At 43.0% G+C, this 24,391-nt stretch carries 29 protein-coding genes and 2 tRNA genes; 10 read left to right on the top strand and 21 right to left on the bottom strand.

The features are described 5' to 3' along the window. Nucleotides 1-79 precede the first annotated feature (79 nt). The gene (locus FFM84_RS00535; RefSeq protein ID WP_130846038.1) at nucleotides 80-511 is read left to right on the top strand and encodes a hypothetical protein; all 432 of its coding nucleotides are present in this window, start codon (nucleotides 80-82) and stop codon (nucleotides 509-511) included. A gap of 325 nt (nucleotides 512-836) precedes the next feature. Here FFM84_RS00535 and FFM84_RS00530 read toward each other — a convergent pair. The 9 genes from FFM84_RS00530 to FFM84_RS00490 all read right to left on the bottom strand — a co-directional run bounded on the left by FFM84_RS00530 (nucleotide 837) and on the right by FFM84_RS00490 (nucleotide 8,291). Beyond that, nucleotides 837-909: transfer RNA gene (locus tag FFM84_RS00530), tRNA-His, on the bottom strand. 112 nt (nucleotides 910-1,021) lie between these two features. Next, nucleotides 1,022-1,807, bottom strand: coding sequence for a tryptophan synthase subunit alpha (gene trpA / locus FFM84_RS00525; RefSeq protein ID WP_130846039.1), 786 nt, complete (start codon nucleotides 1,805-1,807; stop codon nucleotides 1,022-1,024). Continuing rightward, entirely contained in the window at nucleotides 1,797-3,017 is a 1,221-nt protein-coding gene (gene trpB, locus FFM84_RS00520; RefSeq protein WP_165444304.1) for a tryptophan synthase subunit beta, read from the bottom strand. The genes trpA and trpB overlap by 11 nt, the downstream gene beginning before the upstream one ends. After that, nucleotides 3,001-3,591 (bottom strand): phosphoribosylanthranilate isomerase, encoded by a 591-nt coding sequence (locus FFM84_RS00515; protein WP_130846040.1) that lies wholly within the window; start codon nucleotides 3,589-3,591, stop codon nucleotides 3,001-3,003. Before FFM84_RS00515 ends, trpB begins: the two co-directional genes overlap by 17 nt. Then, nucleotides 3,578-4,372 (bottom strand): indole-3-glycerol phosphate synthase TrpC, encoded by a 795-nt coding sequence (gene trpC, locus FFM84_RS00510; RefSeq protein ID WP_130846041.1) that lies wholly within the window; start codon nucleotides 4,370-4,372, stop codon nucleotides 3,578-3,580. The genes FFM84_RS00515 and trpC overlap by 14 nt, the downstream gene beginning before the upstream one ends. Then, complete coding sequence (trpD, locus tag FFM84_RS00505) at nucleotides 4,369-5,385, bottom strand: anthranilate phosphoribosyltransferase (protein ID WP_130846042.1); 1,017 nt, start codon at nucleotides 5,383-5,385, stop codon at nucleotides 4,369-4,371. The genes trpC and trpD overlap by 4 nt, the downstream gene beginning before the upstream one ends. A gap of 19 nt (nucleotides 5,386-5,404) precedes the next feature. Further along, nucleotides 5,405-6,001 carry an anthranilate synthase component II gene (locus FFM84_RS00500; RefSeq protein WP_130846043.1) on the bottom strand — a complete coding sequence of 199 codons (597 nt, stop codon included), beginning with the start codon at nucleotides 5,999-6,001 and terminating at the stop codon, nucleotides 5,405-5,407. Beyond that, nucleotides 5,985-7,448, bottom strand: coding sequence for an anthranilate synthase component I family protein (locus FFM84_RS00495; RefSeq protein WP_130846044.1), 1,464 nt, complete (start codon nucleotides 7,446-7,448; stop codon nucleotides 5,985-5,987). Before FFM84_RS00495 ends, FFM84_RS00500 begins: the two co-directional genes overlap by 17 nt. Before the next feature lie 624 nt (nucleotides 7,449-8,072). After that, a complete protein-coding gene (locus tag FFM84_RS00490) occupies nucleotides 8,073-8,291 on the bottom strand; it encodes a hypothetical protein (protein ID WP_130846045.1) in 219 nt (72 codons plus the stop codon). 178 nt (nucleotides 8,292-8,469) lie between these two features. Here FFM84_RS00490 and FFM84_RS00485 point away from each other — a divergent pair, with 178 nt between their 5' ends. Continuing rightward, entirely contained in the window at nucleotides 8,470-9,006 is a 537-nt protein-coding gene (locus tag FFM84_RS00485; protein ID WP_130846046.1) for a hypothetical protein, read from the top strand. An 84-nt stretch (nucleotides 9,007-9,090) separates the two neighbouring features. Here the strand turns inward: FFM84_RS00485 and FFM84_RS00480 are convergent. The 3 genes from FFM84_RS00480 to FFM84_RS00475 form a co-directional block, all read right to left on the bottom strand. Beyond that, nucleotides 9,091-9,174 (bottom strand) — tRNA-Leu (locus FFM84_RS00480). A 70-nt stretch (nucleotides 9,175-9,244) separates the two neighbouring features. After that, entirely contained in the window at nucleotides 9,245-9,379 is a 135-nt protein-coding gene (locus tag FFM84_RS16370) for a hypothetical protein (protein ID WP_263854322.1), read from the bottom strand. 70 nt (nucleotides 9,380-9,449) lie between these two features. Continuing rightward, nucleotides 9,450-9,725 (bottom strand): hypothetical protein, encoded by a 276-nt coding sequence (locus FFM84_RS00475; protein WP_130846047.1) that lies wholly within the window; start codon nucleotides 9,723-9,725, stop codon nucleotides 9,450-9,452. A gap of 383 nt (nucleotides 9,726-10,108) precedes the next feature. Here FFM84_RS00475 and FFM84_RS00470 point away from each other — a divergent pair, with 383 nt between their 5' ends. Beyond that, nucleotides 10,109-10,585 (top strand): MarR family winged helix-turn-helix transcriptional regulator, encoded by a 477-nt coding sequence (locus tag FFM84_RS00470; protein ID WP_130846048.1) that lies wholly within the window; start codon nucleotides 10,109-10,111, stop codon nucleotides 10,583-10,585. 36 nt (nucleotides 10,586-10,621) lie between these two features. Here FFM84_RS00470 and FFM84_RS00465 read toward each other — a convergent pair whose 3' ends face one another. Together FFM84_RS00465 and FFM84_RS00460 are read right to left on the bottom strand one after the other, a co-directional pair. Beyond that, complete coding sequence (locus FFM84_RS00465) at nucleotides 10,622-11,320, bottom strand: CPBP family intramembrane glutamic endopeptidase (RefSeq protein WP_225425328.1); 699 nt, start codon at nucleotides 11,318-11,320, stop codon at nucleotides 10,622-10,624. Nucleotides 11,321-11,437: 117 nt separating this feature from the next. Next, entirely contained in the window at nucleotides 11,438-13,333 is a 1,896-nt protein-coding gene (locus FFM84_RS00460) for a S53 family peptidase (protein ID WP_130846049.1), read from the bottom strand. Between the two features lie 486 nt (nucleotides 13,334-13,819). On the opposite strand from FFM84_RS00460, the gene FFM84_RS00455 reads away from it, so the two are divergent. Beyond that, a complete protein-coding gene (locus FFM84_RS00455) occupies nucleotides 13,820-14,152 on the top strand; it encodes a hypothetical protein (RefSeq protein WP_130846050.1) in 333 nt (110 codons plus the stop codon). A 284-nt stretch (nucleotides 14,153-14,436) separates the two neighbouring features. Continuing rightward, on the top strand, nucleotides 14,437-14,916 hold the full coding sequence (locus FFM84_RS00450; RefSeq protein ID WP_130846051.1) for a hypothetical protein: 480 nt from the start codon (nucleotides 14,437-14,439) through the stop codon (nucleotides 14,914-14,916). Here FFM84_RS00450 and FFM84_RS00445 read toward each other — a convergent pair. From FFM84_RS00445 to FFM84_RS00420, 6 genes are all read right to left on the bottom strand, one after another. Further along, nucleotides 14,913-15,284, bottom strand: a complete 372-nt coding sequence (locus FFM84_RS00445) for a hypothetical protein (RefSeq protein WP_130846052.1) — start codon at nucleotides 15,282-15,284, stop codon at nucleotides 14,913-14,915. The two genes, FFM84_RS00450 and FFM84_RS00445, sit on opposite strands and share 4 nt — an antisense overlap. Before the next feature lie 261 nt (nucleotides 15,285-15,545). Next, on the bottom strand, nucleotides 15,546-15,887 hold the full coding sequence (locus tag FFM84_RS00440) for a hypothetical protein (protein ID WP_130846053.1): 342 nt from the start codon (nucleotides 15,885-15,887) through the stop codon (nucleotides 15,546-15,548). Between the two features lie 172 nt (nucleotides 15,888-16,059). Further along, nucleotides 16,060-16,866, bottom strand: a complete 807-nt coding sequence (locus FFM84_RS00435; protein WP_225424586.1) for a response regulator transcription factor — start codon at nucleotides 16,864-16,866, stop codon at nucleotides 16,060-16,062. Between the two features lie 66 nt (nucleotides 16,867-16,932). Then, entirely contained in the window at nucleotides 16,933-18,138 is a 1,206-nt protein-coding gene (locus tag FFM84_RS00430; RefSeq protein WP_225428138.1) for a sensor histidine kinase family protein, read from the bottom strand. A 161-nt stretch (nucleotides 18,139-18,299) separates the two neighbouring features. Then, a complete protein-coding gene (locus tag FFM84_RS00425; RefSeq protein ID WP_130846054.1) occupies nucleotides 18,300-18,902 on the bottom strand; it encodes a hypothetical protein in 603 nt (200 codons plus the stop codon). Between the two features lie 143 nt (nucleotides 18,903-19,045). Continuing rightward, entirely contained in the window at nucleotides 19,046-19,867 is an 822-nt protein-coding gene (locus tag FFM84_RS00420) for a Cof-type HAD-IIB family hydrolase (protein WP_130846055.1), read from the bottom strand. Nucleotides 19,868-20,026: 159 nt separating this feature from the next. Here FFM84_RS00420 and FFM84_RS00415 point away from each other — a divergent pair, with 159 nt between their 5' ends. Then, a complete protein-coding gene (locus tag FFM84_RS00415) occupies nucleotides 20,027-20,200 on the top strand; it encodes an AbrB family transcriptional regulator (RefSeq protein WP_130846056.1) in 174 nt (57 codons plus the stop codon). An 8-nt stretch (nucleotides 20,201-20,208) separates the two neighbouring features. Here FFM84_RS00415 and FFM84_RS00410 read toward each other — a convergent pair whose 3' ends face one another. After that, nucleotides 20,209-21,012 (bottom strand): metallophosphoesterase, encoded by an 804-nt coding sequence (locus tag FFM84_RS00410; protein WP_130846057.1) that lies wholly within the window; start codon nucleotides 21,010-21,012, stop codon nucleotides 20,209-20,211. A gap of 239 nt (nucleotides 21,013-21,251) precedes the next feature. Here FFM84_RS00410 and FFM84_RS00405 point away from each other — a divergent pair, with 239 nt between their 5' ends. The 4 genes from FFM84_RS00405 to FFM84_RS00390 all read left to right on the top strand — a co-directional run bounded on the left by FFM84_RS00405 (nucleotide 21,252) and on the right by FFM84_RS00390 (nucleotide 24,365). Then, nucleotides 21,252-21,683: a MerR family transcriptional regulator gene (locus FFM84_RS00405; protein WP_130846058.1), complete on the top strand. Its 432-nt coding sequence runs from the start codon at nucleotides 21,252-21,254 to the stop codon at nucleotides 21,681-21,683. Nucleotide 21,684: 1 nt separating this feature from the next. Continuing rightward, entirely contained in the window at nucleotides 21,685-23,334 is a 1,650-nt protein-coding gene (locus tag FFM84_RS00400; RefSeq protein ID WP_130846059.1) for a CocE/NonD family hydrolase, read from the top strand. After that, a complete protein-coding gene (locus tag FFM84_RS00395) occupies nucleotides 23,327-24,031 on the top strand; it encodes an MFS transporter (RefSeq protein WP_130846060.1) in 705 nt (234 codons plus the stop codon). The genes FFM84_RS00400 and FFM84_RS00395 overlap by 8 nt, the downstream gene beginning before the upstream one ends. Nucleotides 24,032-24,119: 88 nt before the next feature. Next, the gene (locus FFM84_RS00390; protein WP_130857079.1) at nucleotides 24,120-24,365 is read left to right on the top strand and encodes a hypothetical protein; all 246 of its coding nucleotides are present in this window, start codon (nucleotides 24,120-24,122) and stop codon (nucleotides 24,363-24,365) included. Nucleotides 24,366-24,391 lie beyond the last annotated feature (26 nt).

Raw genomic sequence — 24,391 nt, 5'->3', positions numbered from 1 at the left:
TCCCAGTCACCTTAGAACAGTTGACTGGGATTTTTTAATGCTATGATTAATTTTAGCATTTACTTTAGCCGTAAATTTAATGAATTTAAAACAGTCAATTCTTGGCTTAACACTTGGGCTAGCGCTATTAGCTGGAAGTCAATCGGCGCAAGCTGCCCGATACACACGGACGGTTCCCGCTACATTTCGGCATACTTGGTATTGCTATGATAGTAAGACCCAATATAAAAAAGCCCAAATAACCAAACACGGCATCAAAGAAACGATTTACCGTGCTCACCAGCGCCCACAAATTGGCGCCAATCTTCATGGCAAACGATTCATGGTCATTATTCATTCTTCAAAAAAGGTATCCTTTTACGGCACGCAATACGGTATTTTAAAACCAGCAAGTGATTCCATGGTACTAACTAAACAGACTAAACACAGCCGATCCAGTTTAAAAATCTCGACTGCCGGTTACCCTAGCACTTACTATCGAAGTAAAAGTGCTGCTTATCAATATCATTAATTAAGAGTTAGCTATGCTAAATGAGCCACCTACGTCAGCCAGTAATTCTGCCGACTGTGGGGGCTCTTAGCGATTTATCGCTTAGAGTCTGGCGTTTTTGAAACACACGGGGTTGGTGGTTCAAAACGATGGGTCAGACCGCTTTTTGGCTGGACCAGTCCATCCCACAGCGTTCCAGCTCAAGGTGGGCAAACGGCAATAGCAAGCTCGTCTACTTTCAATCAACGGTTATTGCTAATAAAACATCTCTCACCTTTAGATTGTTAATCAAAAAAACACGTTCACGACCAGCAAAACTAGTCATGAACGTGCTTTTATCATTTAGGGCGGTATGTGGGAATCGAACCCACGCGTGCCGGAGCCACAATCCGGTGCGTTAACCACTTCGCCAATACCGCCATTGTATTGGTTTGAACCAACAGATAATAGTATACACCAGTTGGCCTGACTTTTTTAGGGGTTACCGTAAAAAAGTTTCAGTGATCACATCAAACCGCCACCAATTTTCAGTTAATTTGCCACGCTATCAACTGCTTGTCGCAACTCATGCGTATAAGTCGTTAACTTTGCCACGACATCTTGTTGTGACGCAATTTCGTGAACCATCGCACTCCCAACAATTACTCCGTCTGCCTGTTCGGCCATCTTCTGAGCCTGTTCAGGCGTATGAATCCCAAAACCAATTGCAATCGGGGTATCCGTTTCCGCGCGAATAGCCGTGATTAAAGGTGTTAAATCCGTCGTTAAGCTTTGCCGCATCCCGGTAACGCCCATTGACGACACCACATAAATAAATCCGGTCGCAGCCTTGGCAATCGCTGCAATTCGATCAGGCGTTGTGGTTGGCGCGATTAATGGAATCAACGCCACATTTTGCGCCACCAAGGCTGGTCGTAATTCCCCTTGTTCTTCCAAAGGTAAATCTGGAATAATTAAGCCGCTAACTCGCAAAGCCGCACACCGTTTAGCAAAGGCCACATAGCCGTATTGATAGACCAAATTAGCATACGTTAAAAAGACTAACGAGATATCTGTCTGTTCGCGAATCGCCGCAACCATTTCAAATACCCGCTCAGGCGTTGTCTTTGAGTCAAACGCTCGCAAATCAGCGGCCTGAATTTCCGGGCCATCCGCCACGGGATCAGAAAACGGAATCCCCAATTCGACAATATCACAACCGGCTTCAGCCAGCGCCACGACATGGTCAACCGTTTGCTTAAAATCTGGATCACCAGCAACCACAAAGCTGATTAATGCTTTATGATTTCGAAATGCTTGTGTTAGTTTAGTCTTCATTTAAAGTCACCCCTCGATATTTCGCGATCGCTGCGACATCTTTATCACCCCGACCAGATAACGTACAAATAATCGTTTGATCCGGTCGCATCGTTGGTGCTAATTTTTGCACATAAGCCACGGCATGTGCACTTTCAATTGCACAAATAATGCCTTCCGTTTTCGCCAAATATTCAAATGCATCTACCGCTTCATCATCCGTCACCCCAACATATTGGGCGCGCCCGGTTTCAGCTAATCGAGCATGTTCGGGACCAACACCTGGATAATCTAAGCCAGCTGAAATCGAGTAGACGGGTGAGATTTGACCATCGGCATCTTGTAAAAAGATCGACTTCATGCCATGGAAAATCCCAGTGCGGCCGCATTCAATTGTTGCAGCTGTCAATGGCGTTGTGACCCCTTTACCTGCTGCTTCGCAACCAATCAGTTGGACATCAGGATCATCAATAAAGTTGGCAAAACTCCCAATGGCATTACTCCCACCACCGACACAGGCAACCACAGCATCTGGTAAATGACCAATCAGCTCAAGACTTTGCTTTCGGGCTTCTTCACTAATCACGCTTTGGAACGTCCGAACCATAGTTGGGAATGGATGCGGGCCAGTTGCAGAACCCATAATATAGGCCGTATCGTCACAACGTTGCGTCCATGCTTGTAATGCCGCATTAATCGCATCTTTTAGCACCATCGATCCGGTCGTGACCGGATGAACCTTGGCGCCCAAGAGTTCCATTCGATACACATTTAAAGCTTGCCGATCGGTATCCATTTTGCCCATATAGATTTCACAGTCCATGCCGAACAACGCGGCAATTGTTGCGGTTGCCACACCATGTTGGCCCGCACCGGTTTCAGCAATCAACCGCGTCTTTCCCATTCGTTTGGCTAATAAGGCCTGCCCTAACACGTTATTGATTTTGTGGGCACCCGTATGGTTTAAGTCTTCGCGCTTGAAATAAATTTGGGCACCGCCTAGATCAGCGGACATGCGCTTAGCATAAGATAACAAAGATGGCCGATTCGCATAATTATTGAGTAAATCAGTTAGCTCGGCTTGAAAATCGGCATCGTGTTGATAGTGTTGAAAGGCATTATCTAACCGAATGAGTTCTGGCATTAACGTTTCAGGGACATATTGACCGCCAAAATCACCGTAGCGACCGGCTTTAGTCATGGTCATTTCAGGATTAGTTGTTGTTGACATTGCGAACACTCCTCATAAAAGCTTGTATTTTTTTGAAATCTTTCACGCCAGCAGTTTCAATCCCACTTGAGACATCGACACCCGCTGGTTGTAACACTTGAATGGCATTAGTGACATTATCAGGGGTTAACCCCCCAGCTAAAAAGAACGGTCGTTTCGGTCGAGCTATCGCTGACCAAGCAAGCGGTTGACCACTGCCCGGATTCACATTGTCAAGCAAGACCGTGTTGGCTTGACTCTGAGTGGCATTGACTGGCGTAACTGCTTGCATAACCGGTATTTTGGCCGCTTGTAACGCCGTGACTCGGTCATCATTGATTGGACCATGCAGTTGAACTTGTTGAATAATGCCAGCTTGCACTAGCGTCATAATTCGCGCTAATGGTGTGGTGGTAAAAACACCAACCATGGGAATTTTTGCGTCTAGTCGTTGTCGCAATCGTTGCGCTTGGTCACCAGTGACAGCCCGGAAACTCTCGGGTGCAAAGACGACACCGACTAAGTCTGGTTGTACTTGGTTGGCATAATCAATATCAACCAACCGCCGCAACCCGCACAGTTTAATTCGTGGCAATTTGATCACGTCCTAAGTTTAATGCTCGTAACTGGGCCGCTTTGTCAGGTGCCCGCATCAAGGTTTCACCGATTAAGACGGCATCGACTTTTGCCGCTGTTAGGCGAGCCACATCAGCGGCGGTTTTAATACCACTTTCAGCGACAAATACCACGTCGGCTGGCACCGCTGACCGTAATTGAATACTATTATTTAAATCGACTGTGAAATCCTTCAAATTCCGATTATTCACGCCAATGACTTGCGCACCAACTGCTAGCGCCTGCTTGATTTCACTCGCACTATGCGCCTCAACCAAGGCTGTTAAGCCTAATTGGTGAGCTAAGGCTAAGTAAGCTCGCAATTGTTTGGGCGTCAAAATCGCCACAATGAGTAAAATCGCACTAGCCCCAGCCAGTTTAGCTTGATAAATCTGATAGGACTCAATAATGAAATCTTTACATAAGACTGGCGTCTCGACAGTTGCCGCAACCTGCTTGAGGATCGCTAAGCTGCCATGAAAGTAACTCGGTTCGGTGAGCACTGAAATCGCGGCGACACCGGCTTGTTGATAAGCTTGGGCAATTTTTTCAGGTTCAAAGGTCGTCACAATCTGTCCCTTTGACGGCGATGCCTGTTTGACTTCACCAATAACTTGTAGTCCCGGTTGTCGAAGCACGGTCAAAAATGAAACTGGCGTGGGCATTGTCGCCACTTGTACTTTCAACTCGGCCAAGGATTGTTGCTGTTGTGCAGCGTTCACTCGGGCAGTTGTTGCAGCAACGAGATCATCTAAAATCACGCAACCACCGCCTGACTCAGCTGAACAAACGCTTGTAATTTTTGCGCAGCCCGACCACTGTCAATCGTGGCTTGTGCCATTTGAAACGCTTGTGTTAACGTCAAAGCCGGACGGGCTAAGTAAATGGCGGCAGCGGCATTCATCAAGACCACATCGCGTGGAGCCCCATGTTTGCCAGTCAAAATATCTCGCGTAATTTGGGCATTGTCTTGTGCACTACCACCGACGAGATCAGCTGGCTGGCAACGAGTTAAGCCAAATTGTTCTGGCGTGATTGTATACTGTGTTAGTTGACCGTCGCGTAGTTCAACGACGTCAGTTGGGGCCGCCGCGGAAATTTCATCCAACCCATCTTGACTATGAACCACCAAAGCTGCTTTGACGCCTAAATGCTGTAAAACTTGAGCTAGTGGCATCATTAGCTCGCTGTCATAGACTCCCAACACCTGCATCGAGGCATGGGCTGGATTGGCTAACGGGCCTAAAATGTTAAATAACGTTGGAATTCTAATTTGCGTGCGAGCTGGCGCAACGTATTTCATCGCTTGATGATATTCACGAGCATACATAAACGCTAAGTTAAGCTGGTTAAGCATCGCCAAGCTCTGGGCTGGTGTGACATCAATTTTCACACCTAAGGCCTCTAAAACATCAGCAGCGCCACTCTTAGAAGATGCTGCCCGATTACCGTGTTTGGTGACAGGGATGCCAGCTGCGGCCACAACAATCGCTGCTGTCGTTGAAATATTAAATGAGTTGGAATGATCACCACCCGTCCCCACAATCTCAACCGTATCCGTTGTGGTTTTAAATGGTAAGGCTTGATCACGCATCGCCGTAGCGGCCCCAGTAATTTCCGCAACCGTTGCTTTTTTGATCGCTAACGCGGTTAAAAAACTGGCAATTTGGGCATCCGTCGCTTTTCCTTGCATAATTTCAGTGATCACCGCTTGGCTTGTTTCAAAATCTAAATCTTCGTGCGCAACAACTTGCGCAATTGCTTTTGTAATCATTAAAAAAACTCCCTTTCAATTAAGCCGTTAATGCATAACGGGTATGCGTCAGTTGTAAAAAGTTGCGAACGATTTGGCGGCCGGCTGTAGGATCAGTCATGATCGACTCTGGATGAAATTGCACCCCATAGAGCTGACGTGCTGAATCTTCAATCGCCATGATTTCACCGTCAGCCGTCGTTGCCGTTACGTTAAAGTTCGCTGGTAATGCGGCTAGGTCTGCAATCAAAGAATGGTAACGTGCCGCCTGAAATTGTCCCGGGCATTGATTAAACAACTTGGTTGCTTGAACACGTATCAATGACGTTTTGCCATGCATCAAGGTTGGCGCCGCTTGTAATTGACCACCAAAAGCTTCAACCAAAACTTCGTGACCCATGCACACACCAAGAATAGGTACTTTACCAGCGCAAGCTTTCACAACCGCTAAACTCACCCCAGCCTCAACTGGTCGGCCCGGTCCTGGAGATAAAATAAGGTGTTGCGGATGCAGCGCCATAATTTCAGCAACTGTCAATTCATCATTGCGAATCACCCGGACATCGGGGTTTAAACTGCCCAACAATTGGTACAAGTTATACGAAAAACTATCATAGTTATCAATGAGTAAGTCCATGTGCAACCTCCGCTACTTGGGTGACGGTTTGTGCCAACGCCCGTTCTTTATTTTGACATTCCTTAAATTCTTGCGTCCCAATACTGTCAGCAACAATCCCAGCACCTGCTGGAATAACCAGATGTTCACGTTGCCGGTAGGCCAGTCGAATGCCGATCGCCATATCTAAATCGCCATTACAATCCAGATAACCAAAGCAGCCACCATAAATGCCCCGCGTTTCAGTTTCAAACTCATCAATTAATTCCATCGCGCGAACTTTCGGTGCCCCAGATAATGTGCCAGCCGGAAAGGTCGCTGCCAACGTTTGTAACGCCGTGACTTGCTCGTCAACTTCAGCGGCGACTCGTGATCCCAAGTGCATCACTTGTGAAAATTTCAATAGTTGGCGTAAATTCGTGACCCGCACACTTTTGAATTTAGCAACCCGCCCTAAGTCATTGCGTCCTAGATCCACTAACATATTGTGCTCAGCAATTTCTTTCGGATTGGTCGTCAATTCATGAGCCAACTTAGCGTCTTCTGCGGCATCCCGTCCCCGACGCCGTGTCCCGGCTAACGGATATGTGGCAATTTGGGTTCCTTGCTTGGTCACCAGCGTTTCGGGTGATGCAACGACGGTTTCAAAATCACCATGTTGATAATAAAATTGATACGGGCTAGTTGCCGGTAAGTTTGCGTAAACCGGTAATAGAGATCCCGTCATCGTCGCCACTTGTGGGTTAGCATAAATCAGTTGGAAAATATCACCTGCAACAATATGTTGTCGAATCTGGTCTACTTTAGTCGCATAATGCGCTTGGGTTTGCCGATTCTTTAATGCGCTCGTTAACCGCAGCGGTGGTAAGGGTTCAGCAGGTGTGGCGAAAATCGCCATGATTTCTGCTAACCGTTTTGGTAATTGCTGCGCCGCTGCTTCATAAGCAGTTGCTAAGTTGGTTGTTGGTATTAATTGCGTCAATCCAATTTCATGATGCTGATGATCATAAAATATTACGCGGGTCGTTAACACCAAATCCAGTAATGGCAACTTATGCGGATTCGCATTTTTAAATGTTAAATGTGGGACTAACCTTTGCGCGTATTCATAACTGAAGTAGCCTAGCAACCCGCCCGTAAATGGTGGTAAACCCGCAATCCGTGGCGTTTGATAGGCCGTTAACAAAGTCTGTAACCCGGCGTTAATATCAGGTTGTATGGTCGTATGACCATCACTAAATTCACTCGTTAGTTGCATCGATGTCGCTGTTAAATGGGCAACGGTAGTGTCGTTAAAATAACTAATCGTTTGTTGGTGTTGAATCGTTAAAGCACCACTGGTCCCCCGTTGTCGCAAATAAGCCGTTAGCTTGACCGCATCGAATTCAGCAAGCTGTTGTTTGACCATTACCGGCACGTACGGGTAATGGGCTTGAAAGGTGGTTAAAGTTGATAATGTTGGTTGCATGTACTGCGCCTCCTTGACTAATTGTTCGTCACATCAAGTCAACGCGTTGCCATCGGTTTTTACCCATCTCAAATTCCTCCTAATCAAAAAAATCCGCCCATGACTAATGATTTAGTCAAGGACGGATTTTCCGCGGTGCCACCTTGTTTGGTCGATTATTTAAGCGTGCGCTAAAAAAGCTTAGACCACACCCCATAATCGTCCCAGCTTAGCAGAATGCTAACACATTCCCGGGAATTGACGCTTCCCTTTACGTCACGAGGTACTTGAACTGGAGCTACTCCAGTTGGTTAATCGCGCCCTCAGTGGTCCATTTAATAATTTGCGTTCGATCGCACTCTCAGCAACGGCGACTCTCTTTACGGGCATCATTATCTTGATCTCCACTTCATCGGTTTCATGGACGAATATTTAAGTTGTCACTAACATTAAAACTTCATGAGTTAATTGTCAACACTTTTTTCAAAATTCCATAAACGTTGTCTTAGGCTTCTATATTAGCGATTATAAAATTAAATTCAAATTAAGACTCTTGGTTGATCTCACTTCGATAAGCCTCATAACCATCAATAAACTTACTAACTTCGATAGCTTGATTTCGTGACAATAAGTTAACTAGATTAATCAAATTTGTTGAAAAGTTTTGAAACTTGTGTTGCGTCTGATAATCCTGTTTGGCCCCTGATAACCACGTTGATAGTCATCTTTTGGGTCGTCATCGCGTAGGTGCTGGTCATCTGCTGTCATCCGTTGCCAATCTTGATAAGCTTGAGTGGCCGTTTGATAGTCGCCGTGCTCATAACTCGTTTTCACATCATCATGCAGTGCCTTTAATCGATTCATCAAAATTTCTCCGCCATTTTAGTTGTGTACAACCATAATATAGTTACTGTCACGCCCATTTACTAGTCACATCACTTGTAAAAATTGTGCTAATTATTTTTACACAAATCATACATTATCCAGCCTTATACTTTGATATACTGATGTTATCAACTCATTTTTTAGGAGGAGACTAACGATGCGTATACGCCGTATTTTATTAATAATCAGTACGATTATCGCTATTTTAGCCTTGGCTTCGTCGTCGGCATCAGCCAAGACTTGGCATTACAAGGCGACCACCGCTAATACCTTTTCAAGAACAACGTTTCATCAAGGGTTTATCTACGGCCATTACGATTATATGGAGCTTTATAAAACCGCCCAAAATGCTAAAAAACAGTATTCCGATACCGGCAAAGTAATCGATCAGCGCCACTCATTTACTGCTAGAAGAACAGTCAATAAAAAGATCTATGAAATTATCTACAAGAAAAAACATTATTTTATGAACACTAACGATACTTACCTCTATCGTTATAATACCTGGCGTAGTGGTCACAAATTGATTTCAACCGTTAAACCAACCGAACAAAACAAAGTTGTCTTAAAAGCCCACACCCATTTTTATCGATCTCAATACTGGCTTTACAATTACGGCAGTCAAGAAGTCCCTGTCTACAATTGGTATAAGCTGTCTAAAAAAGGCCATTGGGTCATTGATTACTTAAAATGATTGCCACTTTCAAATAACACAAAAACGAGCATTCGTTAAACGATGGTTTAACGAAATGCTCGTTTTATTGAAAGATATTGTTTATGCCCCAGGCAGGATTCGAACCTGTACATTGTTGCCAATACAGCGACCTGAACGCTGCGCGTCTGCCAGTTCCGCCACTAGGGCAATGTTACTCAACAACAATATCAATTATAGCGAAAAGCGACCTAAAAATAAACCTTTTTCTGGGTTAACACTACTTCTTCGTTGCTTGAGCCATTTTTTGCCGGAATTTTGGACTGTGTAAAGCGGCTTTTAGCTTGGCTTTAACCTCTGCTCGACTCGGTAATTTTTCCGGTTGCTTCGACTTATCAGTCGTTGATTTAGTCATCGTCATCCCTCACTTCGACTTTACACCTAGATTATCACCTCTAACCCTTGCACGCTAACCATTGGCTTCACTAAGCGAGTTTGACAACCGTCCCATAGCCAGTCACCACTAGAAAACGTGGCGCGACACTCATCCGGACTACTTCAGTATTAAAGTTCACGTAAATCAAACCATCGCCATCATTGGCCGCAGCTTTTTGCATCAAATCAGCTTTAACCTTGTCAATTAAATCATCGAACCCTTCAAATTGATCAATAGCGTCTGATTCAAACATGGTATGTTCAGTCGCCGAAACGACCGTTTTAATCATATGTGACCGTTGAAGATCACCGGTTGTCATAAACATTTTTAGATACCCCCGACAAAATTTAGTTTAACTTAATTTTACTGGAAAGCCCTACCAAGCGCAAATATCGCTCACTAATCTAAAATTTTAACTTAATTTAAAAAATAAATGATCAACTCAAGAAAATCATTTAAAAAAGCTTACCTCTTCATAAGATCAAGCGGTTACTTTCTTATCACCACAACGATTTACAGTCCTTCACTATCTAAGCCATTTCAGGTCACAAAATCACTTTTTTAGCTAGCGAATGCGGCATTATGATGGCTAAATGTCTAACCTTTTTCATAAAATTGTAGTTATTTTCAATTACCCACAATAATATATATTGCAAACAACTAATTAATTGCGTACAATATACTAGAATATAAAAAGGAGTTGATCCGATGGCATCCTCAAATAAAAACATTTTACTGGACGAACAATTATGTTTTGCTTTATACACGGCTAATAAACGATTTAATCATTTCTATGCCGAAGCATTAGCACCATTTAAGCTAACTTACCCACAATACATCACCTTGTTAGCACTCTGGGAAAACAGTCCAATGACGGTCCGCGAACTCGGCTCACATGTGAACCTCGATAGTGGGACATTGACCCCACTATTAAAACGCATGCAAACTCAAGGTTGGGTTGAACGCAAACGCGATGCAGCCGATGAACGGCAGGTCAATATTTCGCTCTCTCAAAAAGCAATTGACGCCAAACCTACGATTTTTTCGCACGTCAATGAATGTATGAGTCTCCTTGGCATGGACGAACAAACTTATAATGCCACTCGTGAAACCGTTAAATTTGCGGCTGAACGAATTAAAAATGCCGATCCTAAAAAAGTTGACTATCAAGGCCCCAAATTGTAGGGTAACTAAAAGACGCCGATCACTCGGCGTCTTTTTTTATGACCATTCTGTTAGCAAGATTAGGCTCATGGCACCTAAATTAATCAAAAAATGTAACCCAATCGAAGTCTGTAATTTTCCAGTCCACAGATAAACACCTGCTAATACCAGTCCCATTGTAAAATAAATCAGGAAACTCGGAATCGTATTTGTCGTATGTAGGCTGCCAAAGACTAGGCCACTCAATAAGACTTTCAACCAATTTTGGCGCCAAAATAAGGTTGTCAAAACGCCTCGAAAGACCAGTTCCTCCATAATTGGCGTTAAAAAAATAGCGCTGATGGCTTGTAACCATAAGGCTAACGTACTACCGCTCATTAAGGCCTCAATCGCAACGTTATTTTGGGTTTCATTTTGTTGATATAACAATTGGTTGCATAATTGAAAAATACTCTCACAGCCAATGATTAATAAATAGCCACCAATCACAACATAAACATCGTGTTTGGTGAGTTTAGGCCACCGCCAAAAACCAGCATAATGACGATAGATTCGATAAGCCAGATAGCTGACGACCCAGAAGACCCCGAAATAGGCCACCGTCACGGCCGCTCGCCACCACCAACTCGCCCCATTAGCCGTTAGTTCATTAATTAATTGTAATAACAATGGTGGCACTAGAATTCCCATGATTAACATCACTGTGAGTCCTACGCGCCATAACCAACTCAACCCCCGATCAACCGCCTGCATCATTCTCCTCACCTCTCATTTTTATTTTAGCGCAACCGTTCTCAAAACGCGCCTGTTCACTCATGTGAATTATGGGCAAACAAAAAACGCCCCGAAAAATCGGTACGTTTTTCTAAAAATCTATTTTAACTGTTCAAATAATGTTTCAAAATTAGCCGTTCCTAGCCCCGTAGCTTGATTGTATAGCTTGCCCGGTTGACCAGTATAATACAAGTTCGTATTATCCGTCTTCGACGTTAATGGTGTAAACGGTGATGTCTTGGTTTGGGCTAAGCGATAAATTTGCGGATTCCAATAACCAATCCGAGTCGTCAACCCACTGTTCATCACCGCATTAGCGGCAGCCACTTGTGGTGACACAACGCTAGTCCCACCAGACGTATACCATTTTGGTGATTTACCAACCTTTTTGGCTGAACTCATATACAAGTCATAACCCGTATTAGGATCAGCGTTAAAGGCCAAATCTGGCACATTTCGACCAGTGCCGGTTCCAGTGGTAGTCGTTGTTTTACTCGTCCGCGTTAAGGTCTCATTACTGAGTTGCCAAAGATTAACAGCCGCAAACGTATTAACCCCTTGTCCAATCAGCGCTCGTTGGAAAGCTGGTGTGGTTTTATTCAACCGACTAAAACCACCGCCACCACCAGCAAAATAATCATCAATCCGATCTTGATAATTGCTGTAATAACTCTTGTCAAAGCGATTGTAGAGATAGTCAGATCCCCAAGCCCGTTCATTTTTCACATTAACTTTGACCTTGCTCCCATTTAACGTATAACTGGCACTAAATGGTAAGGTGGTCCCGCCTAGCGCAGTAACATAGGCTGAATCGGCTGGAAAATCAACGGTTTTATCGGTCCGATAACTGCCAGCATTATCTAAAATGCTGTCATAAGCACCGTTATCACCAGTCGCCGCAAAAGTTGAGATCCCTTGCACCGCTGCTTGTTGAAATAACGCATTAAAGGCTTTCGCATAAGCACTCGTTTCGGCCCCTTGACTAATAGCCGATAACAAGGCCCCTTCACTTTGACCCCAACTGGTCGTCAATTGCGCCGCATTATTTTTCGCAATAATCGTTGCTAACGCATTAATCATACCGGTGTCCGTTTGTGGTGCTAAATAAACGTCTAAGGCCGCATCAGGTGCAACCGAACCAGCCTGTTCGACATCTAGCGTGGTTTCATTGTAGCCTGTCCAACTAGCGCCACCATCAATATTGTACCGGGTGATATTGCTTTGACTTGCTGGAATGCCTTCTTTTTGCCAATAATAAGCCGCATCAGCCGGATGGAAATTGGCAAACGACAAAATAGCAATTCGTTGACCCTTCCCAGTCAATCCTTTTTCGTATAATTTATCTAACTGGTAAGCTTTCGCAAATTTTTGTGGCTTCGTCGATTGGCCCGTATTCAATTGACCTTTAGTGGCATGAGCAGTCGTTGTTAAATTCGATTTGTACTTCCCATAGCTTGATAAACCAAGGACGGCACTGATCTTGCCCTTAAAGCTACTTGGCAACTTCGCTTTTTTTGTATGTGTTTGGTACGTTTTACCTTTGACCTTCACCTTAACTAAAGTGACACCGAATGCTTTATTGATGTTACTAACTTTACCACTCGCCCGGATCACTAAATTACCACCGTAAACTTTATAACTCAAATGATGCTTCTTTAAATAAGACTTAATCGTCGTTAACGTTTGCGTCGTTTGCCCATACTTCTGTCCAAACGCACTTGGCGTTAAATATTGATGGTAACTGGCAGATTTAGGATTAACTGTTGCATAACTATATTTACTTAAAGCCGTGCTGTTACGTGATTTTAAAACAATATCAATAACTTCAGTTTTACTTTTAGAAACGGCTTTTTTATTACTCGTTGCTTTAACTCGTGGTGCAATCTTATCTGATAAGGTAGCAGTCGCTGCTTGACCGTTGATTGATGGCGCTACCATTAGGCCGCCACTGACACCAACGGCTATTGTTAACGCCGCAATCCATTCTTTTTTCATGGTTACCCCCCACTTCTCTGCTTAACATACCCTTAGTATCAAGATTTTTACGTTGAAAGTCAATAACGGGGAATTAAAAAACCGATTTTTCCACTAATTTAGTACAATTATTATCTAATAAGTAATCTACATTTATTATAAATCAATATACATTTTTAAAAATAAAACCATATTTTTACTGATTTCGGGCAAATCTTCACAAAATCTTCACAATTGTATAATATTATATCCTTGTACCTAATAATTATACACTTGTTCATTTTACTCCCCCAAAGTGGATGGACGAGTAAGTACAATCCCCCATATTGTACTTAAACCTAACTCTTTGGCCCTACTGCTACTAAGCGGTAGAGTCATTTTTTGTTTTATCGCGATCCTATTTCAAACCTATAAATTCAAAAAAAGAGTTATTAGATGCGGTATACTTAACTTATTGTCTAAACTAAAACTGTCCATTTTGCGGGCATACTTTTTTGAGGTGAACTAATGAAATTAACAGATATTGCCCATAACGCAGCCCATGCGATTAGCGATCGAAGTGGTAGCACACCTTATATCATGGCGATTGAATTTACCGACAAAGACTCCAAAGGGAAACCGGCTGAGGGTAGTGTGATTATTCAAATGCCTGATGCTAAACATTACCACATTAACAGCTACGATTACCGGTACATGGACACTGGTAAAGATATTCTTGCTATGGAATTAGGGGCATTCTTTGAATGTGATGATGATTTGGATCAACGCGACACAATGATTGAAACGATTAATCAACTCGTTGCGACGGCTGATCATCCTAAAGAATTAATCACCGATTAGCTGACTAAAAACCGTTAACCCTCGCGTTAACGGTTTTTTTATCGCTCAATATAAGTTAGACCATTTTTCTGATCAAAATCGTTTACGAAATCGTTTTTTGATTGTTTTTTGAAAATTATAAGTTTTTTCATGCTGATATTCAGGCATTATTGTACAAAATATGATACGCTAGTCTTAATGATTCAGCCTAGTGACTCAGGCCGATAAGTCGAATTTTTATACATATACCAATTTCAAGATTTGACGAACGATCATGTCTCATTTACACAAGGAGTAGCCTCATCATGATACTAATCAACCCTGTAACCATCAGTTTAATCGTTATTATCTTGGTCTTCGCGATTGTTCGCCTATGTATGTTAAATCAGCGACCTTTCAAACAAGCCAATCTTGATACCAACTCTACCATTCCTGATCGGTCGGCTTATTTGCAAGCAGTTAATATGATTAATTTTATGATTATCCGTTTAAATAATGGCGAAAAAACACATTTCACAGCTACCGATGCTGCCGAACTAGAGCCAGCACTCACCACGCTTTTAGGGACTAGTGTCGAAGCTCGGCCAATGACCAGCACTAATATTAACGTCTACGTCACACTACCGCAACAAGACGTCCAAACTATTAAATTAACCTTGGACCTTCCCAAGAAAGAAAGATTTGATCGCAACAAAAAAACGACTATCCGAGTTGATCAGACCGTCGTTACTAGTGGACGCCAATTTTTTGCAGCCATTCGCCATGCGCTTCACCTGAGTGATTAATGGGCGTAGCCACCAAACCAAACAAGCATAATATCAAAAATCAAAAACAGGCCATTAAATTGCAACAACCACCAATTCATGAGCCCTTTTTCTCGAACCATTCCAATAATGGCTAAAACCATCCCAATAAAGGGAATTAATCCGCCCTGCAATAAACAGTATACTGGATAATAAAAATGCCCAGCCGCAAATGCGGGGCCTGAAAGTTGTGCCAATAAAACAAAAAATAGAAAAACCCCGATATTTAATAACGAACACGCAAACGCCGTCTCCGTCATCGCCCCCATCGATAACCGATAATGGTAACGAAATCGAAGGATCACCGTGCCAATCAGACCAACAATTAAAATGAGCCCAATTACAACCATTGCACTGTTCACCACTCCCTCTTCAAACTACCTCAACGATACGCTCTTTCCGTATAAACACCTAGATCTCAAGTCGAAGCTTAACGTTTTTTTAGCAAAGCCTAGCCGATGATGAATGCCACCTGCCGCCCACCTTGAGCCGGAACACTGCGAGGGCGCCGATTTAGCATACCTATTTTTCAATTCTTAGTTGCCAACACAAAAAGGATCATCACCACTGGTCATGATCCACCTAATAATATTTTAGTGACCTAATTGAACCTAACGCTTTGACGCTACCGGTACCGTTAAAACGGTGGTTTTCACACCGGGAACTTGTACTTTGATTTGGCGATGACCTTTGACGGAAAACTGCGTCACGAAACGGCCATCTTGTTTATTCGAAATGACTTGATGGATTTTGCGGCCCGTTCGCAAGGTGACGACAACCCCATGTTTCGTCCGACCTTTAACGGTTGCTTGTTGATTGGCCGCATTGTAATCCAACTTAGCCACGACCCGATGTCGATAATGACGATAATCACCTTGCAAACTATACTCTGAACCTAGAATTAATAAGCATCCGGCGAGAATCATCAATGTTAGCGACCAAAATTGCTTCATTAACGTCTCCCCCATCAATATCCGGCCCCCACGACCGTTTATTTCGATAGTCTTATCATAGCGCTGAATGTCCGGCCAAAATAAAAAAGGTGCAAAGCATCAAGATGCTTGCACCAACGTTAACTTAATTTTATTAAACTTAACGATTTTGTTACATGATTGTTCATTTTTGCTAATTAACTTTCACCGCTAACTGCGATTTCTTAATCAAAGACGTTAAATCATGCATCTTACGGACAGCGATATCAACCGTTTCACCATTAGCAAAATAACCCATTTGGGCTTGCTTATCGACCCGAACTAGCGAGCTAGGATTGACCAAGAAGCTTTTATGCACACGAAACAATTCTGGATGTGCCACCGTCTCATCACTGATCTTGCCGTTGTATTGCACGATACGATCAGCCAGATGCAAGACTAATTTATTTCGAACAGCTCCCGTTTCGATAAACAAGACTTGTTCCAGCGGAATATTAAACAACTGGCCACCTTTAGAATACGAAAACATCGCTTTATTGGTGACCCCTTGCTTGGTGTAGCGTTCATAGGCAATCCGAATATCTTTTTCAACCTTATCTTTGACCACCGTATGGCCAAGATCCTTAACCACAAAGTCCAATGGTTCGATGCGTCGTTCAAACGTCAAAAACGCCATCTCCGAATGAGTCGAGACAAAAACAATTTTGGCATTCACATCTTGTTCTCGAATCTTGGTTGCAAGTTCCAAGCCATTTAACGCTTGTCCGGTATATTCAATATCTAAGAAGTACAGCCCTTCCACACCTGGATGGGCTTGCAAATAGTCCAACAAGGCTTGCGCTTTACCAGTTGCCAATGTCAAGTCCATGTCAAACGCATTAATCATGATATGATTACTAATGATCTGTTTTAAAGTCGCTAATTGTTCGGGATCATCTTCAACAACAAAGGCCTTTAACACAATTCCCTCACTCACTTTCAATACTAATAATAAACTCAAACCGATCGCGCGCACTCACTTCGTAAGTCACATTTGGTAACGGATCTAACAATTCGCGAACCGTTGCTAAACCTTGTCCATGTCCCGCGCCTTTCGACGTATGACCAGCCACCAGTAACTCATCAAGTCGATCAATCGAAGTTGCCAATGAATTGGCAACTTCGATTCCACCATTTGCGGGTACTTTACCACGGCAACCGCAATTTGACCACCAGGTTGCCCGGTGACCGCTTCAATGGCATTATCGAGTAAAATTCCACTCACTCGCGCCAAGGTAATTGGATCAATGTCTAACTCAGGTACCACCGACGATGCCTCTAATTGCACGGTAACGCCACCCTGACGCGCCACTGAAAACTTATCTTGAATAATCGCTTTTAACGATTTGTCTTTAATTTGTTCCAAATGATCAAAGTGACCAAAATCACGCATCAAGCTTTGATCCGAGCGTTGCACCACTTTAGCAAAATATTGTTTCAATTCTGCATCGTCAACGTCATGAATATATTCGCCTAACGATAACAAAATATTTTGATAATCATGACGGAACTTACGCAAGTTTTGATAGCTATTTTCCAAATTGCGCACATAAATATCATACTGATGACGTTCCAAAGCTTGCCGGTGTGCTTGTACCCGCATCGTATAGCTGTAAAACAAGTAAATGAATGTTCCACCATTAATGAGTAGCACCGCAATCAAAATAATCATCAAGATGCCTAAGAAGCCGTGACCAATATTATAGTTGTCCGCCGCCGCGGCTACGGAAAAATACGCAATTGCCGCCACAATCAGGGCGCTCATAATCACGTTTAAGGTCACATCATCACTAAATTGTTTTGCATGTCGTTTTCGTAATAGTTGAAAACCAATGGCAACTGTCAACATGCAAGCTGTTACCACAATTTCACCAATAATTTCAAACAGCCAGCCACTCCAAGCACCCAAGCTCAGGTGCAGTAAGGCAAAAATAGTCTCGGTGGCATAATTTCCAAAAAAACTAAATAAAATGTAGGCTAGTGTCGCCGTCAAACTTGTGACGATAAAGAACTTTTTGTCACGGACGAAGACCAGTAAACCTAAATTCACAATAAACGTCGCGATATCCGAATAATTATCATAAAGCATATACGTCGCTGTCAAGAACACAGCCATCAGCACAACCGTCAGATATACGGCGCGTTGCCGTAGTTCACGGTTCGTGATGATCTGCAATAGAAAAACCAACATGACGGAATACCAATGATCAAACGCGGCAATATACCAAGTCACGTAAACGATGATTGCGCCCCTCCCCAGAATACCGATAGTTCAATAGTCCTATTGTATCGAACAAGCAACGGTTTGTATATTTTATGTTGGAAACTTAATAATTTTTAAGAGTGTTGACACACAAAAAAAGAGCTCAGGACATTGTCCTAAACTCAATTAGTTTAATGGAAATCACCGGGCATATAACTTTCAATCACCGCAGTAATATTAAAGGTTTCAAAATTATGGAAACTGGCTTCATCAATTTCCGCATAACGGACCGCAATTTGTGGGCGTTTGCTTAAATCGAACGTATCAACATAGTTAAACTCGATATATTTCTTATGTTCACTATGAATAAAACCAGTATACGTATCGCCATGCTTTTTAATGCGCCCAGATAACTGAATCACTTGATCTTTCTTAAAAGCTAACTTTAACATCGACTTTAAGAGTGAATGCTGGTGATCCTTCTTCAAGAACTTCATCACTAAATGTTCAGTGTTCCAAACATCAAAGTAGCCCCGTTGTTGAGCCAAACTCACAATGGTCGCCATACTCTTCAAATAATCAGTACCCGTCACGATTTTTGCCAGTGATGCTTTGCGGAATACGACAATCCCATCTAACTCACCGTCAACATTAATGGCTTCGACTAAAACGAATTTATCGTCTTGTTGCAAGATATAGCCGACACTAAATTGTTCGTTGGTCCCCTTAGAATAGATCTCAACGAGTTGCTTCCCTTTAATTGCCTTAGCTAAATCATCTCGAATCGCACTCATTGCGCGTTCCTCCATTCGCTGATAGTTGCCAGTACCCGTTCACCGGCAAAAGTTGTAGCGTCCACTACATTCCACCTAACATCATAACACTTGCAAAACCAATTATCCAAACGGAGAAAGTTACAACTTGCCGATAGTATTGTTTACAAAACAAACTTATTGATAATTTCCGCAATTGCCGCGTGATTGTTGTCGGCTTCAGTGACGTATTTGGCCGCGGCTTTAACACTCTCAATCCCATTAGCCACGCTAACTGGAAGGCCAACCGCATTTAACATTGGTAAGTCGTTGCTGTTGTCACCAGCCGCAATAATTTCACTAGGTTGAATGCCCAGAAGTTGACCTAATTGGACTGAAGCGGACCCTTTGTCGACGCCGGCTTGATTAAATTCAACGTACCGACCAGACGAAAATGTCACGGCAAGCTGACTTGGATCAACCACTTTTTCAACTGCCGCTTTCATCGCTTTGCGTTTAGCCACCGTTGGTAACGCCATAATGACTTTCATCACATTTAAATCTTTAAATTGGTCAAAGTTGTCATCAGTAATCGTGGTGAACTCAACCCCGCGGTTACGTAAATAGGCTGAATCATCAGGAATGGGATTGTAAATAAACAGTTTATCTTGCGTGTAAACATGCGTCGCCGCTTCCGCATCATCGGCGCCCACTTCAAAAACACCTTTAGCGAGGTCAAATGGCATCGCATTAACCGCAATCGGACGATTACCCGCATTTTCTAAAATTAATCCCCCATTATAAGAGATTGAATATTGATCCTTTTTATCTCGTAAATGCATTTCGGCTAAATTATCTTGAAACGAGGTATAACTACGGCCAGAGTTCGCCACAAAGTAGACTCCTTTGGCCGTCGCTGCTTGAATTGCCGCCGCATTTTCAGCCGACAAGCTCCCGTCATCGTTCATCAGTGTTTCGTCAAGATCACAGACGATCATTTTATACATATGCTTACCCCTCTAATTTAAAAGTTTATACCTTTTACTCTATCGAAGTTTTTTGAGGAATGCAACCGCTTAACTTAAGGATATTCAAGGGATCGATAAGTTGTAATTGCTAAGTTACTCGATTAGACTAACCCATAACCATTGAACGGAGTGATCATTATGCCAAAAGAAGCGCAGAAAACACCCCAAGCTAAACGACCAACAGCTAAAGATTGGAAAGAAGCCATTCGAGGACTACCAGTGGAACGCGTTTATCTTAATCCCGATGGCACCGTCGATAAGCAAAAATCACCTTATTTCTATGAATGGATGACCGAAAATGACAGCCATTAAAGATATGACTAGTCATACAGATGTGGTAGATTACCATCAAGTAGTTGTTGCTTAATCACCCAATTTTTCGCCAACACGTCCCCCGTTTCTGAGAGCGTTAGGGCAAATATGCCCCCATTTGCCGCCCCCGATCGACTACCAGCATCGATCAAATAACGTGGCGTATCTTGCGGGTCAGCCTGCATTTTGAGAAAACCATACCCGTCATTTTTGATTGATTGAACGGGCGTATGACCAGTAACCATAATGCGACCAATTTTATTTGGGTGAAAATTTTTAGTTTTATCAAAATAATAGTCGTCGCGAATCCACATCATGTCATCACGAACTTGTTGATCTACTGGAAAATTCCAATCGATCCCAGCATGGACAGCTAATAAAGACGCCGTCGACCAGCTTAATGGTAATTGCGCTAAAAATTTTGTATAACGAGCTAACGGTTGTTGATTCAAGGCGTCGGTGACGATAATTGGGCTGTTAGAATGGATGCCTAGTTGACTCCAAGTATTCGCACCACCATTAAGTCGCCAAGTTTGATAGCTTAAATCATCACCATAGGCGGTTTGCAACCAGAAATCATCGTGATTACCCAAAAGTGCAACATCCTCATAATGTCGCACCCTATCCATCACAATATCTAGTACCTTCAATGGCTCCAAGCTATCCGTAGTGTGAGTCCCAGTACGTGTCGACACACCATCAATATAATCACCTAGAAATATCAACCGACTCCCCTGTATATCTTGAGCTTGCAGCAATACTTCTAAATCATCTGCGGCAGAATGTATATCCCCTATAAATGTATAATTCATAATCCCACTCCTTTTTCTATCAACTAATTTAACGATGCTTGATTAAGCTTTAACATTCAAAAAACACACGATAACAACTTATCGTGTGCTTCATTATACGCCTTGATGCTATCATGACACCGTCTTCAACCCGACAAACCACACTTAAGTTAGCCGTTAGTTTATTACGGCAAGGCACATTGTCAACGAGACTGACAATTGGTTTTTTGACGTTTATACTCAATCGCAGGAGGTTGGCAATGACAAAAAACATTAATCCATTTGAAATTTTACCGAAACTAGCTTTAGGAAGCACCCAACTAGTCAATGCAGCCGGTATTACCAGTCGTCAATTACGCTATTGGGAAAGCCAAGGTTACATTCAATCATTACCTGAAAAGGCCAACAACGCGCGTCAATACAGTCTGTCAACTGCACTAAATGTCATGGCTATTAAACAGGGCCTTGACACTGGCTTACCATTAGCCACTGCCGTTGCCAATACCAAGACGATAATTAATCAGATCAATTACCTTGGTCGTCTTATTAATGAAACTTATCAAGGTTATCAAGCAACTACTGACCAAGTTCGCTTAAACTTCGGCCCAGTTGCCGACCAACCTGATCAACAAGTCACTGGCGTGTTAACAGCCAATGATGCTTACTTTAAATTGACGCCTAGGGGGCAATAACTTGAATTATGAAGATTATTTCGCAGCCATTATGACCAATATCAACAACAGTGGTTTTCCAGTAATTTATCCTGAACCTATTACTAAATCGACAATGATCCCAACCCGTGATAACGTCAATCTTGCCACCACCATTTACACTCCTACCGCTATCGGACAATTTCCAACCATCGTCCAACGTGGCTGTTACGCTGAACAAGCACCCTTGAACGATTTATTGGGTAAGGAATTCGCTAAGCGCGGTTTGGCTTACGTCTTTCAATTCTGTCGTGGTATTGGCCCATCCGAAGGCGTCTGGGAACCCAAAGTCCATGAACGCAGCGATGGTAAAGATCTTGTTGATTGGTTGCAAGCTCAAGATTGGGTTGCCAGCATGGGTTACTATGGCAGTTCATATTTAGCCATGACGGGTTGGGCCATTGCCGACATTGTCCCTAGCAAATTAAAAACCATGTTTTTGAGTAACTACGGCGTTCACGATTATTTAGCCAACTATCATAACGGTATCCTTAAACCCGACATCACCACCGCTTGGGCGATGGACAATGCTGGTTGGAACATCGATACAGATTATCTAACAGCCGCTAAATATCGCCCAGCAATGACTGTTGATGTTGACTTATGGGGTGGTGAATTACCTTGGTATCGCGACGTTCTTCGCAGCACAACCGAAACGTCACACTATTGGTCCAGCATTACGAGTCAAAACCTAAAACAAGTAGCTGCTAAGATTAAGATTCCGCTCTTCATTTCCGAAGGTTGGTATGATCATCATTTGGAAAATGCACTCGCCACTTATGCCGAATTATCGGCTGAGGTCAAAGCACATTCCGTCTTACAAATCGGTGGTTGGAATCATTTCGGTCAACCAGCCATTTTTGGTCGCGAAACACCAAATCTATTACTTAATGATTTTAAGACCATGTTACAGTGGTTCAAAACGATCTTAATTGATCAACAAGTCCCTCAAGGCCGATTACAAAGCTACGAAATTAACGCAGACAACTGGCACGAACAGACTAGTTTAACAGGGACGTCAACGCTAAACTTTTACCTCAGTCAAGACCGTCACCTGACAACGACACTAAATGAAGTCAAGGCGGGTAATATTGACTACACCTATGATCCTGGAAAGTCAGTCCCTTCAATTGGTGGCGAAGTACTGATAAAAACTGCCGATCAAATTGGGAGTCGGCCACAGCCAGATCTTAACTATCGTGATGATGTCATTAGTTTTGTTAGTCATCCCTTAACTACCAATCAGCGATTACTCGGTGAACTTAAACTGACCGTAAACTTTGCAACCGACGTTGATGACACAGCGTTAGTGGCTAAAGTCATGGCGATTCAACCCAATGGTCAAACATTTAATATTCGGACCACCATCACCACCGTTGCTGCTCAACATGCGGACTATCAAGCTGGTAACACGACGACATTAACTTTGACCATGTTACCAATTGACTGGCAACTTACAGCCGGTAGTCAATTACGATTAGACTTGACGTCATCTGATTTTCCACAATATCAAGTCCACAGTAACTATCGTGGCAATCAGTCAGAACAAGCTCAAACACGACTGGCGCATCAACAACTTGTTTTAAACAAAGACGTTCCTAGTACATTAACCTTGCCGCTCGCTGATGCCTAAAACAATAACAGCACGACCAATGCCAGCCTTGATGAGTATTGCCATATTAGCCTTTATTGGGACTTTAATTGAAACCTCGATGAACGTCACATTTCCAACACTGATGCGAACATTTTCAGTGTCATTAGCAACCGTTCAGTGGTTAACTTCGGGTTATCTAATGGTCATGGCGCTCACGATGATGTGTTCAGCTTTTTTGCAACGCCGATTGTCATTATTGGCATTGTTCGATTTGGCGGCCTTACTATTCATTCTGGGCGCCGGCCTCGCCTTAGCTGCTGCACGACACTGGTTTAGCTTACTAATCATCGGTCGCCTCATTCAAGCCGGTTGTGCTGGCTTAACGATTCCACTAATGATTAACTTCATCAATGCCGTGATGCCGGTCAATCGGTTGGGTTACTACATGAGTACTGCCGGGATGATTGTTAATCTGGCACCAGCTTTAGGACCAAGTTTTGGTGGCTTAATGTTAACGCTTGACCACTGGCAATTAATCTTTTTAACGACACTACCAATTGTCATGCTAACCTGGTTAAGTGGCCGTCGGACTTTAAAACCATTCTCACAAACGGGCAAACCTTTAAAATTTCCAGTTCGTCAGTTTTCCCTACTGGCCTTGGCTTTTTTACTAGTTAATCTAGCTGTTAGTCTGGTTATCCCTAATTTGGTCCGGTCATCATGTCACTGCTTTTAAAAGTGGTCTGCTATTATTGCCTGGTAGTTTACTAGTTGCCTTGGTTAACCTTTTGTCTGGCAAACTGTACGATTGCTTCGGGGGTAGCTTGACAATTGGCGATGGTCCATGCTTAATGTTGATCGGCTTAATTTGTTTAATGCTCACCACTCATGAATGGCCATTGTTAGGCATCGTTGGTTGCTTCGTTATCTTCAGTATTGGCCGGACGATGAATTTTGGTAATACGTTCACGGCAACAATGCAACACATTACTAAATCTGCACAGCCGGATTTGAATGCCTTATATAGCACTTGGACAACAACTTGCCAGATCAATCGACACAACGTTTGATGCCACTTTACTTGCCTTTAAAAACG

The organism is Lactiplantibacillus mudanjiangensis, assembly GCF_005405385.1.
In the GTDB taxonomy this organism is placed as follows: Bacteria; Bacillota; Bacilli; order Lactobacillales; family Lactobacillaceae; genus Lactiplantibacillus; species Lactiplantibacillus mudanjiangensis.
The sequence above is the reverse complement of the archived record's forward strand: the minus strand, read 5'-3'. Positions and strand labels throughout refer to the sequence as shown.

Coding starts and splice junctions, on each gene's coding strand:
- FFM84_RS00535 (WP_130846038.1), top strand. CDS start 80: ATGAATTTAAAACAGTCAATTCTTGGCTTAACACTTGGGCTAGCGCTA.
- trpA (WP_130846039.1), bottom strand. CDS start 1,807: ATGAAGACTAAACTAACACAAGCATTTCGAAATCATAAAGCATTAATC.
- trpB (WP_165444304.1), bottom strand. CDS start 3,017: ATGTCAACAACAACTAATCCTGAAATGACCATGACTAAAGCCGGTCGC.
- trpD (WP_130846042.1), bottom strand. CDS start 5,385: ATGATTACAAAAGCAATTGCGCAAGTTGTTGCGCACGAAGATTTAGAT.
- FFM84_RS00500 (WP_130846043.1), bottom strand. CDS start 6,001: ATGGACTTACTCATTGATAACTATGATAGTTTTTCGTATAACTTGTAC.
- FFM84_RS00495 (WP_130846044.1), bottom strand. CDS start 7,448: ATGCAACCAACATTATCAACTTTAACCACCTTTCAAGCCCATTACCCG.
- FFM84_RS00490 (WP_130846045.1), bottom strand. CDS start 8,291: ATGAATCGATTAAAGGCACTGCATGATGATGTGAAAACGAGTTATGAG.
- FFM84_RS00485 (WP_130846046.1), top strand. CDS start 8,470: ATGCGTATACGCCGTATTTTATTAATAATCAGTACGATTATCGCTATT.
- FFM84_RS16370 (WP_263854322.1), bottom strand. CDS start 9,379: ATGACTAAATCAACGACTGATAAGTCGAAGCAACCGGAAAAATTACCG.
- FFM84_RS00475 (WP_130846047.1), bottom strand. CDS start 9,725: ATGTTTATGACAACCGGTGATCTTCAACGGTCACATATGATTAAAACG.
- FFM84_RS00470 (WP_130846048.1), top strand. CDS start 10,109: ATGGCATCCTCAAATAAAAACATTTTACTGGACGAACAATTATGTTTT.
- FFM84_RS00465 (WP_225425328.1), bottom strand. CDS start 11,320: ATGATGCAGGCGGTTGATCGGGGGTTGAGTTGGTTATGGCGCGTAGGA.
- FFM84_RS00460 (WP_130846049.1), bottom strand. CDS start 13,333: ATGAAAAAAGAATGGATTGCGGCGTTAACAATAGCCGTTGGTGTCAGT.
- FFM84_RS00455 (WP_130846050.1), top strand. CDS start 13,820: ATGAAATTAACAGATATTGCCCATAACGCAGCCCATGCGATTAGCGAT.
- FFM84_RS00450 (WP_130846051.1), top strand. CDS start 14,437: ATGATACTAATCAACCCTGTAACCATCAGTTTAATCGTTATTATCTTG.
- FFM84_RS00445 (WP_130846052.1), bottom strand. CDS start 15,284: ATGGTTGTAATTGGGCTCATTTTAATTGTTGGTCTGATTGGCACGGTG.
- FFM84_RS00440 (WP_130846053.1), bottom strand. CDS start 15,887: ATGAAGCAATTTTGGTCGCTAACATTGATGATTCTCGCCGGATGCTTA.
- FFM84_RS00425 (WP_130846054.1), bottom strand. CDS start 18,902: ATGAGTGCGATTCGAGATGATTTAGCTAAGGCAATTAAAGGGAAGCAA.
- FFM84_RS00420 (WP_130846055.1), bottom strand. CDS start 19,867: ATGTATAAAATGATCGTCTGTGATCTTGACGAAACACTGATGAACGAT.
- FFM84_RS00415 (WP_130846056.1), top strand. CDS start 20,027: ATGCCAAAAGAAGCGCAGAAAACACCCCAAGCTAAACGACCAACAGCT.
- FFM84_RS00410 (WP_130846057.1), bottom strand. CDS start 21,012: ATGAATTATACATTTATAGGGGATATACATTCTGCCGCAGATGATTTA.
- FFM84_RS00405 (WP_130846058.1), top strand. CDS start 21,252: ATGACAAAAAACATTAATCCATTTGAAATTTTACCGAAACTAGCTTTA.
- FFM84_RS00395 (WP_130846060.1), top strand. CDS start 23,327: ATGCCTAAAACAATAACAGCACGACCAATGCCAGCCTTGATGAGTATT.